Below are 16,813 nucleotides of genomic sequence, written 5' to 3'. Positions count from 1 at the left end.
AAGCGTACTTTTCTTAAAAAAACATTTAAAATTGTGTTATACTATATTAAATTCGTATCTTTCATAGCATTTTGTTGTGAAAATATCTGTTTTATGATTGATTATTTTTGAAAGGATTGTTTATGAAGAAGCATTATACCTTTATTCCTTTAAAGGAAAAAGATTTATCCTCCTTCCGGAAAGCATTAATCAGCAGCCTGTGGTTCCGCCCCTGTGCCTGCCTGCTTGCCCTGATTGTCATTGGCATTATCGGTTACCGAAAGCTTGCGGTGCTCACCAGTGAGATGTATTTTCTTATTCTCTATGGAATTGCTGCCGGTTTTATTCTCTACCGCATGATAAGAGAACTTGCCAATCTGCATCAGGTCAGCACCCTGCGTAAATCCAGCCTGCTTCCTTTTATTCATACGGCAAAAGAAGATGATACTTTTTACTCCGAAGAATTATCCGGCGGGTTTATTATCCAGACCGAGCCAATTAATCTGGTAGAGTTATCTACCAGCAAAGAAGTACTCGCTGAGCTTGCCGCCAGCTGCGAAACTCAGAATCCACTCTTTGCTTATCTGGAATCCTGCATCAACAGCGGTGATGAAAAATTAATAAACAAAGGCGTCATCTATATTGAGATTATTAAAAAACAATTGGAAAAAGGAAATGTGGATATTCTTGCCACATATGACAAATTAAAAAATTGCAGGGAGGAACTTCTCTAAAGTCCTTCCTGCAATTTGGTTTACGTAGTTCTATTTCTTTTTGTTATCTTTTTCTTTTGCTTTCCACTTGAAGTACTCTGCATCCAGATCCACCGTAACTTCCGGAATCTCCTTCTTTCCTTCAGCTGCATCTTCCTCCGGTTCTTCATCCTCTAAAGGAATTCCTGCTTTCTTAAAGTATTCCGGATTAATCCGGATTTCCGGCTTGATTGCCTGATATGAGGATTTCTTTTCTTCCCTCGGCTCTTTCTTCTCCTTTTCACGTTCCTTTTCCAGTTCGTGGTTACGTTCTTCGATTAATTTCAGATACTTTTCGGTATCTACCATATCCTGAAGCTGGCTCTTAAGCTCTGACTGGTTCTCCCGGATAACCACCTTCTGGGTCTTCATATCATCCTGGGCTTTCTTCAGAATATCCTGAAGGGCATCTGTTGTATCCTGCATAATATGCTGTACCCGCTGAAGGGCATCATCGGTATACAACACAGCGGCTGCATAGACATCTTCAGCATTCCGGCTTGCTTTAAAAATCATGGCATCGCCTTTTTTGCGTGCCTCCCGTTCTGCCTTGTCCCTGCTCTGCTGCGTCACTTCATATTCATCCATCATCTCGTAAATACAGGCATTCAGATGATTGAGATATTCAAACATTTTCTTCTTCTCAACAATAATCTTCTCACCGGTATTGTCATAAAGTTCACTTCTGGATATTAATACATGTATATCCCGTAATACCCTCTCCAGTTTGTCCTGTGTACTCATGATATTCTCCCTTCACCTTGGCTATATATATCGTACAATGTCCGAGCCTGTCTCTGCAAGACCTAATTCCACCGGTTCTTCTCCCGCTGCTTCTAACAGTTCTACCACCCGGTCTGTATCTTCTTCTGCCACCAGTATCAGCATTCCGATTCCCATATTAAAAATATTTCTCATCTGCTCTTTGCTGATATTACCATCTTTATGCAGCATATCGTAAAGTGGTGGAATATCTTCTTCCCGCTGCTTTATCACTGCACCGGCAGCATTATGCATCAGAGTATGTACTGCCTTATCAATACCTCCATGAGCCACCTGTACGCAGGATTTGATTTCTATCTCACTCTGAAGCAATGCTTCCATGGCATCCCGGTACATACGGGTCGGTGCCAGAAGCAAATCTCCTAACGTAGAACCTAATGATTCATAATAGATTTCCATAGAAGTCTTCGTCAGATATAGTTTTCTCCGGGCTGCCACATAGCCGTTATTATGAAGTCCATTGGATGGAAGTCCAATAATAACATCTCCAGCTTTCACCTGTGCTATTCCTATTTTCTTCTTTTTCTCTACAACTCCGGCAATAAAGCCAACCAGATCATACTGGTCATAAGAGAAAATATCGGAAAGCTCCTTAATTTCACTTCCGGCATAAGTCACATTTCCCTGCCGGCAGCCATTTTCCATACCCTCTTCCATGTCCCGGATATATTCAAACTTGGGACGGGCACAGGAAATATTGTCATAAAAAAGAAGCGGTTTTGCTCCCATGGCATACATATCATTGATACAGACAGCTGCACAATCATAACCTACCGTGTTAAATCTCGACATTTCCGAAGCCAGCAGCAATTTTCCACTTACCGCATTAGTTCTTGATACCAGAATCGGCTCATCATATTTTAAGAACTCTCCCAAAGGTATTTCATTTGTCAATTCTTTTAAGTCAAACTTATCTCGCACTCTCTAACTACTCCAAACTTTTTTCATCTGTTCTATAGCATACCACACTTCCACTCATGTGTTAACTTTTTTTCAATTTTCTTCTACAGATGCGGCGTATGACTTTGACAATCAATACGATTATGAAAATCAGAACAAGGAGTACCACAAGAACAACTCCCACAATCATTGCTGCATATTTATTCGGATTTTTCAGTCTTGCGCCAAGGCTCTTATCATCATCTACCACCTTGCGGTCATGAAGTCCGTTATAATATTCCGGCATCTCTGCAATACCATTTTCTCCTTCTTCAAAGGATTCCATATAGCGGGCAATGGATACCCATGCCTTTAATTCCTGGTCACCATCATAAATAATGCAGTCTTCAAAATCTTCTACTTTACTTCCGTCTGCATTCTTTGGCACAATGGAAAGTAGCCCATATGACATATCCGTTACTGCACTAAGCATCTGGCCGCTGTAAAGGTCAGCTACGACGCAGTATAATTTGTCATCTTCAATTTCTTCTCTCTTATCATCCTTCGTCAGATATACATCTGTTACCCGGTTTAGTATCAGACGGTTCGGATTATAGGTCATATTCAGTCCGGAGCAGTAAAGTCTTGCTGTTGTCATATAATCGGAAATGGAAGCATCAATCTCTGCTACCGTTTTTAATTCTTTTCCGGTCAGGTATACCTTAATCAGCGGGTAACCCGGCACGCCATCTGCCCCGATTCCAAGGGAAAAGGAGTTAAAGACATCTGTTACCGTAACATCCCCCGGCACATAGGTATCACGGACAGTTCCGCTTGGAACGACTGCCACATCAATTTCTTCGCCGTCATAATCCTTCGTATGGGTTGCCCCATAAATATAAGCATCCGCCATGAGATCCCCCAGATTGTGCTCCGTATGTTCCTCATACAAATCATCTACAGATGCAAATTCATATTCATTCTCACATAATACTTCCGATGCAGTATATCCAAACTGTTTTAAATATACTTCATCAATATTGGCTTCGAAAGTATCTATCTTCTCCTGGGCTGCTTCATCTGCCTCTATATCCGGCCGGATTGGAATAAGCTTATAATCTTCTACCTCCCAGCGTCCTTCCTTATTCTGTGCTAAATGCATGGTTCCAACATTGATTCCATACTCTCCGGCAGAAACAATTGCAGTATTTCCCTGTATAATCGGCTCTTCCAATGTGGTATGGGTATGTCCGCTGATGATAACATCCAGCTCCGGCACTGCCTTTGCAAGAAGTTCATCCTCGGATTTCTTCGGATCTTCACTGGTTCCACTGTGGGAGAGGCAGACAATCATATCCACATCTTCTTTTTTCTTTATGGCTGCCACAGTCTCTTTCACCGCCTCGATTGGATCTTTAAACTCAAGCGCGCAGGTTGGTGCACAGGAAAGGGAATCCTTGCCGAATACTCCAAGCAATGCGATTTTTACACCGCCCTTCTCGATAACTTCATAATCCTTTACACCATAATGATCAAAGGCATCTTTTAAAAGCTGTCTCTCATCATTCATCTCTGACCAGTCAACGTTACAGACCAGCAGGGACGGCACTACATCACCGCTGGCTGCCGCTGTATCAAGCATCTGCGCTAAGCCTTTGCTTCGATAATCAAATTCATGGTTTCCAAAGGTCGTTGCATCATAGCCAAGATAGCCTAACATCCGAAGCTCAGATGCCTCTTCTTCATAAACTGTCTGGAACAGTGTTCCCATGGAAAAATCACCACCGTCTACCACCAGCGTATCCGGATTTTCTTCCTTCTTCTCATCAATGACTGTTTTGATTCGTGCGAATCCGCCTGCTTCCACATTTTCTCCATCTACTACCGTACGGAAGCTGTTCAAATGGGAATGGGTATCATGGGTAAATACGATATCCACCGACTTCGGCTTTTCTTCTGCTGCGGATGCTGTTGTTACCTGCAGACTGCATACCCCCATGCATGCTGCCAGTAATAGTGCTTGTAGCTTTGCTCTTATTTTTTGTCCCCTCATATTGTTCTCCTTTTTTTCTATTTTAGATGCGAAAGAAATTTTTAGGGTATTGTAATTTTGTTTTCTGGTTTTATCCATTAGATTTTCTTTTAAGCAGAATACGCCTGCTTCTTTCAGACATTTTTGCTTTCTGCCGTTTTGTCTTTCCGGTTGCTTTGACCGGATACTTCCGACTGTCCGTCTGCTACGGATACCAACATTATGTCTGCAAGGGACTCTAAGAATTTCGATATACAATCTATATTTTGCGGCAACCGGCGCAAATTCACATCCATGTTCAGTTGCGCCTCGCTGGCACGTCCCTGCGCCAGCGTTGCCGGTTGCTGTCGAAATTCTAAGAGTCCCTAACAGACTGCATAAATGGTATCCGTATGCAGACGAACCGCCGGAAGTATACTGTCAAACATTGGAAAGACAGGACGCTATAAGAAAAATAAAAATGTCTGAATTAGAAGCAGCTGTGTTCTGCTTTTGGAAATCGTTGGATAAATCCGGAAAACGAAAACAATACATAAAATCTCTTCCGTATCGAAATTCGTTTAAATACGGACTAACTCGTAGTTCCGGGTTCCAAGTCCGATTTTTTCTGCATGCTCTACACAGGATTCCCAGTTGGTTGGATTGACTGCGTCTTTTGGGCATACGCCGATACATCTGCCACAGCCCACACATTTATTTTCATCAATACCTGCCTTGCCATCTGTGATATGTGGTGCATCATGGGCACAGATTCTTACACAGGCTCCACAGCCTACACACAGGCTCTGGTCTACCGCCGGTTTGCCAGAGCAATGCATTTCCATTTTTCCGGCACGGGAACCACAGCCCATTCCGATATTTTTTAAAGCACCGCCAAATCCGGCCCCCTCATGTCCTTTAAAATGTGTCAGGGAAATAAATACATCTGCATCCATCACGGCTCTTCCGATTTTGGCTTCCTTCACATATTCCCCGTCTACCGGAACCAGTGCTTCGTCCGTTCCTTTCAGCCCATCTGCGATAATCACATGGCATCCAGTGGAAAATGGTGTAAATCCGTTTTCATATGCTGTATCCATATGATCCAGTGCATTCTTTCTGCTTCCTACATAAAGGGTATTGCAATCCGTAAGAAATGCTTTTCCTCCACATTCTTTTACAAGATCCACCACTACTTTGGCATAATTCGGACGCAGAAATGCAAGATTTCCTAACTCTCCGAAATGAATCTTAATTGCTGCATATTTATCTTCAAAATCAATATTTTTCATTCCAGCTGTAATACAAAGGCGACGCAGCTTCTGCAACAAATTTTCTGAGCCGCTGGTTTTAAAACTGGTATAGTATACTTTGGACGCTTCCATATGTTTTCCTCCTACTTGTTTTTACTTACTATTTACACACTTTTTATACTTCATATCATAATATAATCCGCCGCTTTTTTCAATAAAACGCAGACTGTTTTGTATCTTTGTGCGTTCTTAAAATTATTGCAGCACTCATTAAATCTGCATGCAGGCATGAAATTTTTTCTTCTATATTTCACCAGAAAAAAAGCAGCATCCGGTTTCGTGGAATAAAACTTTCGCTTTTCCTCAATCGTGACGCTGCTTCTGTTATTTTTATATTGGCTACATTGCTTTTCTCTGTTCAAAATGTACTTCTGTCATCATTTCCGGATTCAGCACATGCTCTAAATCTGCTTCGCTCATCAGTTTCCGTTCCAGAACGATTTCTCTTACACTCTTGTTCTCCCGGAGTGCTGTCTTTGCGATGTCGGCAGATTTCTTATATCCAAGATACGGGCAAAGTGCTGTGGAAATCCCAACACTCTTGTCTACCAGACTGCGGCAGTGTGCCTCATTGGCTGTGATTCCATGTATACAATTCTTTGTCAGTGTCTCAACCGCTTCTTTTAAAGTATCGATGGAATCAAAAAGGCTGTAAAATACCACCGGCTCAAAAGCATTCAGTTCCATCTGTCCTGCCTCTGCCGCCATGGTAATTGCTGTGTCATTTCCAATGACATGGAACGCTACCTGGCTTACCACTTCCGGAATAACCGGATTTACTTTGCCCGGCATAATAGAAGAACCATTCTGTCTTGCCGGAAGGTTAATTTCACCAAACCCGGTTCTTGGTCCGGAGGATAACAGTCTTAAATCATTACACATTTTTGAAAGGTCTACGGCGCATGCTTTCAGTGCACCGGATACCATCACGAATCCATCCAGATTCTCTGTAGCATCAAATAAATCCTCTGCCTGTTTCAGTGGATAACCGGTTATCTTTGCCAGTGTCGGCACCACGTTAGATAAATATGCCGGAGAAACATTGATGGCAGTTCCAATTGCGGTTCCCCCCAGATTTACAGTAAACATTTCACATCTTACTTCTTTCAGCCGCTCATAATCACGTTTTACCATGGTTGCATAGGCATGAAATGTCTGTCCGAGGCGCATCGGCACTGCATCCTGAAGCTGCGTTCTTCCCATTTTTAAGATTCCATCAAATTCTGCTGCTTTAATCCGAAGCTCCCTCTCCAGTCCATCCAGTTCTGCCAGCAACGGTTTTAACAGTTCCAGCACCGTAAGTTTTCCGGCTGTTGGAATCACATCATTGGTGGACTGGGACATATTCACATGGTCATTCGGATGAATCCGGCTGTAATCACCTTTTCTTCCTCCCATCCATTCATTGGCACGGTTTGCCAGCACCTCGTTCATGTTCATATTGGCACTGGTTCCGGCGCCACCCTGAATAGCATCTACAATAAATTCATCGGCAAAACATCCACGAATCACTTCATCACAGGCTCTTATAATTGCTTCTGCCTTATCTGCCGGAAGAGCCAGCGCATTCCGATTACTCTGTGCCGCTGCCTTCTTTACTTTTGCAAGGTTGCGGATAAATACAGGATGCAGACTCTGTCCTGTAATCGGAAAATTCTGTTTTGCCCGCAAAGCCTGTACGCCATAATAAGCCTCCTTTGGCACTTCCATTGTTCCAATTGAATCGGATTCCATACGCATTTCTTCTGTCATGATGTTTCCCTCTTTCTTTCTTATTTTTCTAACCCTACTTAGTAACGCAAATAGCGTCAAGACAGTCTTATCCTGTCCTGACGCCATTGTCACAAGGGTTTGTTTTCAATTTTTATTTTTTGTTTTTTGGTTCTGTCAAAGACTAGCACTCTTTGACCAGAAGGTAAATAGTTTTAAGTCAAAACGTGCTTTATATTTGTTTTTAGTGTAGTTTTGATTAATTATTTTAATATTGTTTGTTGCTTTCTTTATTTTCTTAAGTGTCTGTCTTTTCAACAAAATAGAGGTATGATATAATACTTGAAAATAAGCCAACATACTTGTATGTGTAAAATCCAGACAGTGTATACAGCAAAATATTCTCCTGCCTCTGCGCAGATATGTATTCCACGGCAAGGGGCACTAAGGCATTTTGATAGGAATAGAAAAATAACCGGCAACCGGCACAAATTCACATCCATGTTCATCTGTGCCTCGCTGGTGCGTCCATGCACCAGCGTTGCCTATGTTTCTACAAAATTCCAAGTGCCTCTAACCGTGTCATAAATATATCTGCCCGCAGAGGCAGGAGGATATTTTCTGCAGCTGCCTGCCATTTGATATTCACCGGCTATAAAATTTTATATATTACTTTACCTGCTATTTCAGATGCTATTTCATTTGTCATTTTTCAGCATTATATTTGCAGATAAATTCATTTTTTACATCAACTGTATTTTTCAGGAAACGAAAGGAGCCTTTATGGAAAAAGAATTAGACAACATTGACAAAAGCATCATCCGGATCTTACAGGAAAATGCCCGCACTCCGGTCAAGGATATTGCAAAGGAAGTCTTTTTATCTTCCCCGGCGGTTTCTGCCCGGATTGAGCGGTTGGAAAAACGAGGGATTTTAACCGGCTATCATGCCACTGTAAATCCCATGCTCTTTGGCTATCACATTAAGGCTTTCATTAATCTCGAGGTGGAACCGGCACAAAAAAAGGAATTCTACCCTTTCATCGATAGAATTCCCAATGTGATTGAATGTAATTGTGTCACCGGTGATTATGCCATGCTGGTGGAAGTCATGTATCAGACTACCATCCAGCTTGACCACTTCATCAACGAACTGCAGCATTTCGGACGAACCAAAACACTAATTGTATTCTCTACTTCTGTGGAGCACCGTGATGTGCCCGTGAACTGATGAATTTTGCAATTCCTTCCACCCCGATTGTCAGGTAACGGAGCAGTGACTCTGCAGCAAAAGCAAATACAATCATCAGAAGAATACTGATTTTAGACATCTGGCTCATGGCAAATAACTGGTTTAAGCAGATGCCGCAGAAAAGCAGCCCGGCGATATTAAAAATTAAAATTCCATATTTAAACTTATTCATCGGATGGCTGATTTTAATCAGAATCATAAATCCTACAACACATAAAAGCATGGTGGATGCAGTTGCCACATCGGAGGCAGGTATAGAAAATACTTCTCCGCAGACTACCAGCGAACCAACGATTAATACATCGGTCAGTCCTGCCGGAAATGCTTTTAATAATACTTTCCGTAAAAACCGTCCTTCAATACGGTTGCGGTTTGGCTCCAATGCCAGTAAGAATCCCGGTGCCCCAATGGTAAACATACTGATGAGGGAAATCTGTGCCGGCTCTAACGGATAAGTGATTGTCGATACCACTGCAAAGATTGCCATTAACAGTGAGAATATATTTTTTACCAGAAACAGGCTGGCAGAACGCTGCACATTGTTTACTACCTGCCGTCCTTCTGATACCACATCCGGCATATGGGCAAAATCGGAATCTAAAAGAACTACCTGTGCCGCCTGCGCTGCTGCTTCACTTCCGGACGCCATCGCCACGCTGCAATCCGCATCCTTCATTGCCAGAATATCGTTAACTCCATCGCCGGTCATTGCTACGGTATGTCCCGCATCCTGCAATGCATGTACCAGCTTCTGCTTCTGTTTCGGAGTTACCCGTCCAAATACGGTATAGCGGTCTGCCGCATCATAAATTTTCTCATCGGTATCCAGTGTGCCTGCATCCACATATTTCTCCGCATGCTCGATTCCGGCACATCGTGCCACTTCGGATACGGTCTCCGGGTTATCACCGGAAATTACTTTCACTGCCACGCCCTGAGTCTTAAAATAACCAAAGGTCTTCTTCGCATTTTCACGAATTGGATTGGAAAGAATCACATAACCCAGCGGCTCCGGTTTTTCGGTCAGGGTTCCCTTGATATCACTTCCCGGATATTTTGCCAGCAAAAGTACACGATAACCTTTTTTCGTATATTCCCTAATCTCATCTGCAATTTCTTCAAAGGCATTTCCCATGACAAATTCCGGCGCACCCAGAAGATATTTTCCATCCTCAAATACAACGCCACTGTATTTTGTTGCAGAAGTAAACGGCATAACCTCCAGTGCTTTCCGCCGGGCAGCCATAAAGGTCTGTACTTCCGCTGTTTTATCTTTATTGCTGTCATTATCGGTATCACTATCTCTATCTCTATCCTTATCTTTGCCCTTCCGCTCCAGATAATCACGAATTGCTTCCATAGTAGCATTATTATCCGGCACTGCTGACGCATAATCCCGAAGCAGAGACTGAAGAAATGTATTTTCCGCATCCTTCGCCGGAACAATTTTTGCCACTTCCATACCGGCTTCCGTTATGGTTCCGGTTTTATCGACACAGAGCACATCAACTCTTGCCAGTGCTTCGATACTCTTCATGTCATGGAGCAGTACATGCCGCTTTGCCAGACGCATGGTTCCAAGTGCCAGGGCAATGGTCGTCAGAAGATATAATCCCTCCGGTATCATTCCGATAATTGCTGCCACCATGGAAACGATGCTCTTCTGGAAAGTCTCTCCATTTACGATATAGCCCTGCCAGAATAAAATGATTCCAATCGGAATAATCACAATACCAATCCATTTTACCAACTGGTTAATAGAGCGGATCATCTCGGACTGTTCTTCATTTCCCATCGCTTTTGCTTCTGCAGTCAGCCTGGAAATGTAAGAATGCTTTCCTACCTTCTCCAGTCTCGCATAACATTCTCCGGATACCACAAAGCTTCCGGACATCAGCCTGCTTCCCGGTGTTTTCTCAATTTCATCGGCTTCTCCGGTCAGCAATGATTCATTTACCTGAATCGTGCCTTCCAGAACAACGGCGTCTGCACAAATCTGGGTTCCTGCAGTCAGTAAAATGACATCATCCTTCACCAGCTGCTCCGATAAAATTTTCTTCTGCTCTCCATCCCGGATAACAATGGCATGGGGTGCATTCAGAAGGCTCATCTTATCTAAGACTTTCTTCGCCCGCAATTCCTGAATAATTCCAATCAGCGTATTTCCGATGATGATTGGCAGGAAAGTCAGGTTCCGGAAAGAACCGACCACACAAAGCAGAATCGTAATGACTAAGAAAATAAAGTTAAAGTACGTAAATACATTGGACTTTACGATTTCCTTTGCACTCTTCTCCGTGCTGATGTCTGTTTTATTTACAAATCCTTCTATAAAGCGTTCTTCTACTTCTTCCTTTGATAATCCCCGCAGGATACGTTTTTCTTCCGGCATTCTGTTTTCACTCATAAACTGTTTCTTCATCCTTTTCATTCTGTTTGAAATTCATTATATAGCTTTCCCCTATGGTATGGTATAAATATTTTCTTAAATTATTATAAACTATGTAGAAACCTTTCTTAAAACATATCCCCCTTTTTCACTCTACCGGAAAGCAATTTTCTGTAAAGGAAACAAAGAATGTGCCTCGGCACATTCTCGCGCCTGCGGCGGTCGCTTGCGACATCTACCTTATACGCCGCAGTGCGCATCCTCGCGGAGCGTTTTTTACTTTACAGGAAAGTAATTTCCTGTAAAGTAAAAAATACCCTCTCTGCCGGTTTCTACGGTAAAGAGGGTATCTTCCTTACATCATATTTTATCTTTTGTATACACCGTTTTTAGTGTTTCACTTCAATTCGCACCAACGCCTTACGCAATGCAAATTCCGCACGAAGCATATCTGTATCTGCAGCCTTAGCTGCAATACGGGCTTCGGCACGCTCTTTTGCTGCCTCGGCACGCTTCTCATCGATTTCATCCGGCCACTCGGCAATCTCTGCCAGCAGTGTTACCTTATCGCCCAAAATCTCTGCAAAGCCTGCATGAACCGCAGCTTCTTTTACATCTTCGCCATTGGTAATGATCACAACACCGGGAGCAAGCACCGTTGTCAGCGGAATGTGGTCCGGATAGACACCGATTTCTCCTTCTGTTGTATTGAATTCTATCATGGTTGCTTCCCCGGTATAAAAGATTCTCTCCGGGGTAATGATTTCTACCTCAAATGCTTTCTTCTCGTCTGCCATGGCTTCACCCCTTACTTCATACGGGCACGTACTTCGTCAATACTTCCGGCATTCAGGAAATAGCTCTCCGGTACATCATCATGCTTTCCTTCTAAGATTTCACGGAAGCCGCGGATGGTCTCGGCTACCGGTACATATTTTCCATCAAGACCGGTAAACTGGGTTGCTACGAAGAATGGCTGTGACAAGAAACGCTGTACTTTTCTTGCACGGCTTACTACCAGCTTGTCCTCTTCTGACAGCTCATCCATACCAAGGATTGCAATAATATCCTGTAATTCTTTATATTTCTGAAGAATCTCCTGTACTCCACGGGCTACCTCAAAATGCTCCTGTCCTACGATACGAGGGTCAAGGATTCTGGATGTAGAACCAAGTGGGTCTACTGCCGGATAAATACCAAGCTCTACGATAGAACGATCCAGTACAGTAGTGGCATCCAGATGGGCAAATGTAGTTGCCGGAGCCGGATCAGTAAGGTCATCCGCCGGTACATAGACTGCCTGAACGGATGTAATGGAACCATTCTTGGTAGAAGTGATACGCTCCTGCAATGCACCCATCTCAGTCTGTAAGGTCGGCTGATATCCTACTGCGGAAGGCATACGTCCTAACAGTGCGGATACCTCAGAACCTGCCTGTGTGAAACGGAAAATGTTATCAATGAATAACAGTACATCCTTTCCACCTTTATCACGGAAATACTCCGCCATGGTAAGTCCGGTAAGACCTACACGCATACGTGCTCCAGGCGGCTCGTTCATCTGACCGAATACCATGGTGGTCTTATCAATAACTCCGGATTCCTTCATTTCATAATAAAGGTCATTTCCCTCACGGGTACGCTCACCTACACCGGTAAATACGGAATATCCACCATGCTCGGTTGCGATATTATGAATCAGCTCCTGAATCAATACGGTTTTTCCTACTCCTGCACCACCGAAAAGTCCGATTTTTCCACCCTTCTGGTAAGGGCAGAGAAGGTCAACAACCTTGATTCCTGTCTCTAACATTTCTGTAGAAGTTGCCTGTTCATCAAAGCTTGGTGCTTTCCGGTGAATCGGCATATATTCCACATCCTGTGGTGGAGCCTCATTGTCAATTGGCTCGCCTAATACGTTAAACATTCTGCCTAAGGTATGCTCGCCTACCGGCACGGAAATCGGTGCACCGGTTGCTTCTGCATCCATACCACGGATTAATCCGTCGGTAGGTCCCATGGCAATACAACGTACGACATCATCTCCTAAATGCTGTGATACCTCTACTACCAGAACTTCACCATTTTTTCTGGTAATACGGATTGCTTCATTGATTGCCGGAAGCTTTCCTTCGGTAAATTTAATATCCAATACAGCACCTATTATCTGAGTGATTTTTCCAATATTTGTTTCTGCCATCTTTTTCTATCACTCCTTATTCTCTATTCTTATGAATATGATCAGGAAATTGCCGATGCTCCGGCTATAATCTCTGTCAGCTCCTGTGTAATAGAACCCTGACGGGCACGATTATACTTCAGTGACAGGTCACTAATCATATCCTCTGCGTTGCTGGTTGCAGAATCCATTGCCTGCATTCTTGCACCATTTTCACTGGCTACTGCTTCTACCAGTGCTCCATAAAGAAGGCTCGTTACATACTTTGGTATGATTAAATTAAGCGCCTCCTCCTGGTTTGGTTCATAATTCATCAGCACATTGTCTTCTTCCTGCTCCGGCATATCTTCGATATCCACCGGAAGAAGCTTGATTAATTTCGGCTCATGTACCACCGTATTCTTAAAATGTGTATAAGCAAGGTAAATTTCGCCAACTTCACCTTTTTCATAGGCTGCCAGCACTTCCCTTGCCAATGCGGACGCCTCATCATAAGTCGGTGCCTCTATCAGCTCCGGAAGTCCCTTTACAATGGAATATCCCTTATGTTCTAAGGACTCTCTTCCCTTATTACCAACTGCATAAATGGAAAGCCTGTCCTTTGGAAGGTCACTCTCTGTAATCAGCTTTACGACATTCGCATTATAGCCTCCTGCCAGTCCACGGTTCGAGGTAATTACAATCACTGCCTTCTGCTCGGAATCTTTCCCGGTAAGGTACGGGTGATTGATGGAACCGCTCTTTGCCAGCATGGAAGTTACGGTCTGATACATATAATTAAAATACGGATTTGCCTGTTCTGCATGTCCCTTCGCTTTCTGCAGTTTTACGGTAGAAACAAGCTTCATGGCCTTTGTAATCTGCTGTGTGCTGGAAATACTGCTTTTGCGCCGCTTTATATCACGCATGGACGCCATAGTCTCTCACCGCCTTTTACCATATTACATGCCTATTTGAAATCTTTCTTACATGCTTCAATTGCTGTAATTAATTTCTGCTCTGTTTCTTCGTCTAACTGTTTTGTTTCACGAATGGATTCAAAAATCTCCGGATACTTGGTATCAATCAGTTCTAACAATGCTTTTTCAAATGACAGAATCTCATCCACCGGAATATCCAGTAAATATTTCTTGGTTGCAGCATAGATAATTGCTACCTGTTTTTCCACCGGCATCGGCTGATACTGTGGCTGTTTCAACATTTCACGGATTCTTTCACCCTGTGCTAATTTCTCTTTGGTATCAGCATCCAGCTCGGAACCAAACTGTGCAAATGCTGCCAGCTCACGATACTGTGCCAGCTCTACTCGGATTGGTGCTGCAATCTTCTTGATTGCCTTAATCTGCGCAGCTCCACCAACCCGGGATACGGAAAGTCCTGCATTGATTGCCGGACGGAAACCAGCGTTAAACATATCTGTTTCCAGATAAATCTGACCGTCTGTAATGGAAATTACGTTGGTCGGAATGTATGCGGATACGTCTCCCGCCTGTGTCTCGATAATCGGCAGTGCAGTCAGGGAACCTCCACCCAAAGCATCGGAAAGTCTTGCTGCACGCTCTAATAATCTGGAATGCAGATAGAATACGTCTCCCGGATAAGCCTCACGTCCTGGTGGTCTCTTAAGCAGCAAGGAAAGGGTACGGTATGCAGCAGCATGTTTACTCAAATCGTCATAAACGATTAATACATCCTCTCCGTTCTCCATCCACTCTTCACCAATTGCACATCCTGCATACGGTGCAATATACTGTAATGGTGCCAGCTCACTTGCTGTTGATACAACAACTGTGGTATAGCTTAATGCACCGAATTCTTCTAATGTTTTTACCAGGGATGCTACGGTAGATGCTTTCTGACCGATGGCAACGTAAATACATTTTACGCCCTGTCCCTTCTGGTTAATGATGGTATCAATTGCAATTGCCGTCTTACCGGTCTGCTTATCTCCGATGATAAGCTCACGCTGTCCACGTCCAATCGGCACCATGGAATCGATTGCCTTAATACCGGTCTGTAATGGTGTATCTACAGATTTTCTGGAAATAACACCGGATGCCACACGTTCAATCTGGCGGTATTTCTCCGTCTCAATCGGTCCTTTTCCATCAATCGGCTGACCCAGCGCATTTACTACTCGTCCCAGTAATGCATCTCCGACCGGAACCTCTACTACACGTCCGGTGGTCTTTACGGTATCACCTTCGTTGATGGAACGCTTATCTCCTAACAGAACCGCACCTACATTATCTTCCTCTAAGTTCAGCACCATTCCATATACTTCGCCCGGGAATTCCAAAAGTTCTCCCTGCATTGCATTTTCAAGGCCGTGAATTCGTGCAATTCCATCTGCCACCTGAATGACAGTTCCTACGTCTGCCACTTCCAACTGGGATGCATACCGCTCGATCTGCTCTTTGATAACGGAACTGATTTCTTCTGGTTTCAATTTCATGAAGCGGTTTCACCTACTTTCAACTGTATTTTGGATAATTCACTGGTTAGCTTCTGCAGCCTGGTTTTGATACTGCTGTCCACTACCCTGTCTTTTATGCGGATGACCATTCCTCCAATGAGTGATGCATCCACCTCATAATTCATTTCAATTTCTACATAATGTGTGGTTTCTAATAGTTTCTTTACGATTTCGTCTTTCTGCTGCATTGACAGCTCTATCGCAGAAATGACATATGCCGTTCCGATATTTTTATATTCTTTTACGGAATCCACAAAACATGCAAATACGCTTTCCATATCTTTAAAGTGGTCTTTTTCTATCAGCTGGCACATCAATCCCACGATCTCGTCCGCGGTCTTTCCCTTGAATATGTTTTCAATAATCTGAAGCTTCTCTTCTTTTACAATCTGTGGATGATTCATCAATTTTGCCAGTTCCTCATTCTCATGGAGAATCTCAAGAAGTGCTTTCGCATCTTCTAACCAGGCATCTTCACATCCCTTTTCCACGGCGAGTTCAAACAATGCATCTGCGTATGTTTTGGAAACTAATTTTGCCATGTTGTATCACCCATCTCTTTCAAGGTTTCTTCCACGAGGGCATCCTGTATTGTTGTATCAATGGATGCGGCTACCACTTTGCCTGCCATCATAGATGCAATTTCTATCATTTCCTGTTTCATCTCATCCATCACGCGTTTTTTCTCCAGTTCTGCCTCTTCATTGGCACGCCGGATAATCCGCGCAGCCTCTTCCTTTGCCTCGCCAATGATGCGGTTCTCATTGCGCAGGGCTTTGGTTCTGGCTTCACTTAAGATAACCTCCGCCTCTTTATCGACGTTCTTAAGCTTCTCTTCATACTGCTGTCTTAATTCTGCTGCTTCTGCCTGGTCGCTTGCCGCAGATTCCAGTTCCGTCTTTATCTTCTCCTGACGTCCCTTTAACATCTTACGAACCGGCTCGAAAAGGTTATAAGACATTACGGTAAACAATACGAAAACGGATATCGCCATAAGGATGGTATCATGCAATAACTGAAAATCAAGATTAAATAATCTGGTCATTTTCTTCCTGCTGTGCCTCCTTTCTTTTCGTAATCATTTCTTCGCA

Annotated in this window: 14 protein-coding genes and 1 pseudogene; 2 read left to right on the top strand and 13 right to left on the bottom strand. The window is 43.4% G+C overall.

The window, feature by feature from the left end; genetic code table 11:
• The first annotated feature begins 122 nt into the window (after positions 1–122).
• Positions 123–713, top strand: coding sequence for a hypothetical protein (locus tag DW059_RS11500; RefSeq protein WP_117698889.1), 591 nt, complete (start codon positions 123–125; stop codon positions 711–713).
• Positions 714–743: 30 nt separating this feature from the next.
• On the opposite strand, the gene DW059_RS11495 is transcribed toward DW059_RS11500, so the two are convergent.
• The 6 genes and pseudogenes from DW059_RS11495 to DW059_RS11475 form a co-directional block, all read right to left on the bottom strand.
• Complete coding sequence (locus DW059_RS11495; protein ID WP_117698888.1) at positions 744–1,475, bottom strand: hypothetical protein; 732 nt, start codon at positions 1,473–1,475, stop codon at positions 744–746.
• Between the two features lie 21 nt (positions 1,476–1,496).
• Positions 1,497–2,435: a phosphoribosylformylglycinamidine cyclo-ligase gene (gene purM / locus DW059_RS11490; protein WP_117698887.1), complete on the bottom strand. Its 939-nt coding sequence runs from the start codon at positions 2,433–2,435 to the stop codon at positions 1,497–1,499.
• A gap of 61 nt (positions 2,436–2,496) precedes the next feature.
• The gene (locus tag DW059_RS11485) at positions 2,497–4,446 is read right to left on the bottom strand and encodes a bifunctional metallophosphatase/5'-nucleotidase (RefSeq protein ID WP_117698886.1); all 1,950 of its coding nucleotides are present in this window, start codon (positions 4,444–4,446) and stop codon (positions 2,497–2,499) included.
• Positions 4,447–4,559: 113 nt separating this feature from the next.
• Positions 4,560–4,721, bottom strand: a complete 162-nt coding sequence (locus tag DW059_RS15945; protein WP_158552118.1) for a hypothetical protein — start codon at positions 4,719–4,721, stop codon at positions 4,560–4,562.
• A 327-nt stretch (positions 4,722–5,048) separates the two neighbouring features.
• A pseudogene (locus tag DW059_RS11480) lies at positions 5,049–5,789 on the bottom strand (DUF362 domain-containing protein); the annotation flags it as partial.
• Between the two features lie 267 nt (positions 5,790–6,056).
• The gene (locus tag DW059_RS11475) at positions 6,057–7,469 is read right to left on the bottom strand and encodes an aspartate ammonia-lyase (protein ID WP_117698884.1); all 1,413 of its coding nucleotides are present in this window, start codon (positions 7,467–7,469) and stop codon (positions 6,057–6,059) included.
• Positions 7,470–8,210: 741 nt separating this feature from the next.
• On the opposite strand from DW059_RS11475, the gene DW059_RS11470 reads away from it, so the two are divergent.
• Positions 8,211–8,657, top strand: coding sequence for an Lrp/AsnC family transcriptional regulator (locus DW059_RS11470; protein ID WP_117698883.1), 447 nt, complete (start codon positions 8,211–8,213; stop codon positions 8,655–8,657).
• Here the strand turns inward: DW059_RS11470 and DW059_RS11465 are convergent.
• The 7 genes from DW059_RS11465 to atpF all read right to left on the bottom strand — a co-directional run bounded on the left by DW059_RS11465 (position 8,620) and on the right by atpF (position 16,767).
• Positions 8,620–11,085: a cation-translocating P-type ATPase gene (locus tag DW059_RS11465; RefSeq protein WP_242986225.1), complete on the bottom strand. Its 2,466-nt coding sequence runs from the start codon at positions 11,083–11,085 to the stop codon at positions 8,620–8,622. The genes DW059_RS11470 and DW059_RS11465 overlap by 38 nt on opposite strands.
• Positions 11,086–11,456: 371 nt before the next feature.
• Positions 11,457–11,864, bottom strand: a complete 408-nt coding sequence (gene atpC, locus DW059_RS11460; protein WP_117698882.1) for an ATP synthase F1 subunit epsilon — start codon at positions 11,862–11,864, stop codon at positions 11,457–11,459.
• A gap of 11 nt (positions 11,865–11,875) precedes the next feature.
• Positions 11,876–13,267 (bottom strand): F0F1 ATP synthase subunit beta, encoded by a 1,392-nt coding sequence (gene atpD, locus DW059_RS11455; protein WP_117698881.1) that lies wholly within the window; start codon positions 13,265–13,267, stop codon positions 11,876–11,878.
• 41 nt (positions 13,268–13,308) lie between these two features.
• Positions 13,309–14,163 carry an ATP synthase F1 subunit gamma gene (gene atpG / locus DW059_RS11450; protein ID WP_117698880.1) on the bottom strand — a complete coding sequence of 285 codons (855 nt, stop codon included), beginning with the start codon at positions 14,161–14,163 and terminating at the stop codon, positions 13,309–13,311.
• 32 nt (positions 14,164–14,195) lie between these two features.
• On the bottom strand, positions 14,196–15,701 hold the full coding sequence (gene atpA, locus DW059_RS11445) for a F0F1 ATP synthase subunit alpha (RefSeq protein ID WP_117698879.1): 1,506 nt from the start codon (positions 15,699–15,701) through the stop codon (positions 14,196–14,198).
• Positions 15,698–16,264: an ATP synthase F1 subunit delta gene (gene atpH, locus DW059_RS11440; RefSeq protein WP_117698878.1), complete on the bottom strand. Its 567-nt coding sequence runs from the start codon at positions 16,262–16,264 to the stop codon at positions 15,698–15,700. The genes atpA and atpH overlap by 4 nt, the downstream gene beginning before the upstream one ends.
• On the bottom strand, positions 16,252–16,767 hold the full coding sequence (gene atpF, locus DW059_RS11435; RefSeq protein WP_117698877.1) for a F0F1 ATP synthase subunit B: 516 nt from the start codon (positions 16,765–16,767) through the stop codon (positions 16,252–16,254). The genes atpH and atpF overlap by 13 nt, the downstream gene beginning before the upstream one ends.
• Between the last annotated feature and the right edge of the window lie 46 nt (positions 16,768–16,813).

Origin of the sequence: Roseburia sp. AF42-8 (assembly GCF_003435965.1) — a bacterium.
Lineage (GTDB): Bacteria > Bacillota > Clostridia > Lachnospirales > Lachnospiraceae > Roseburia_C > Roseburia_C amylophila.
This window is presented reverse-complemented; position numbering and strand designations above follow the sequence as displayed.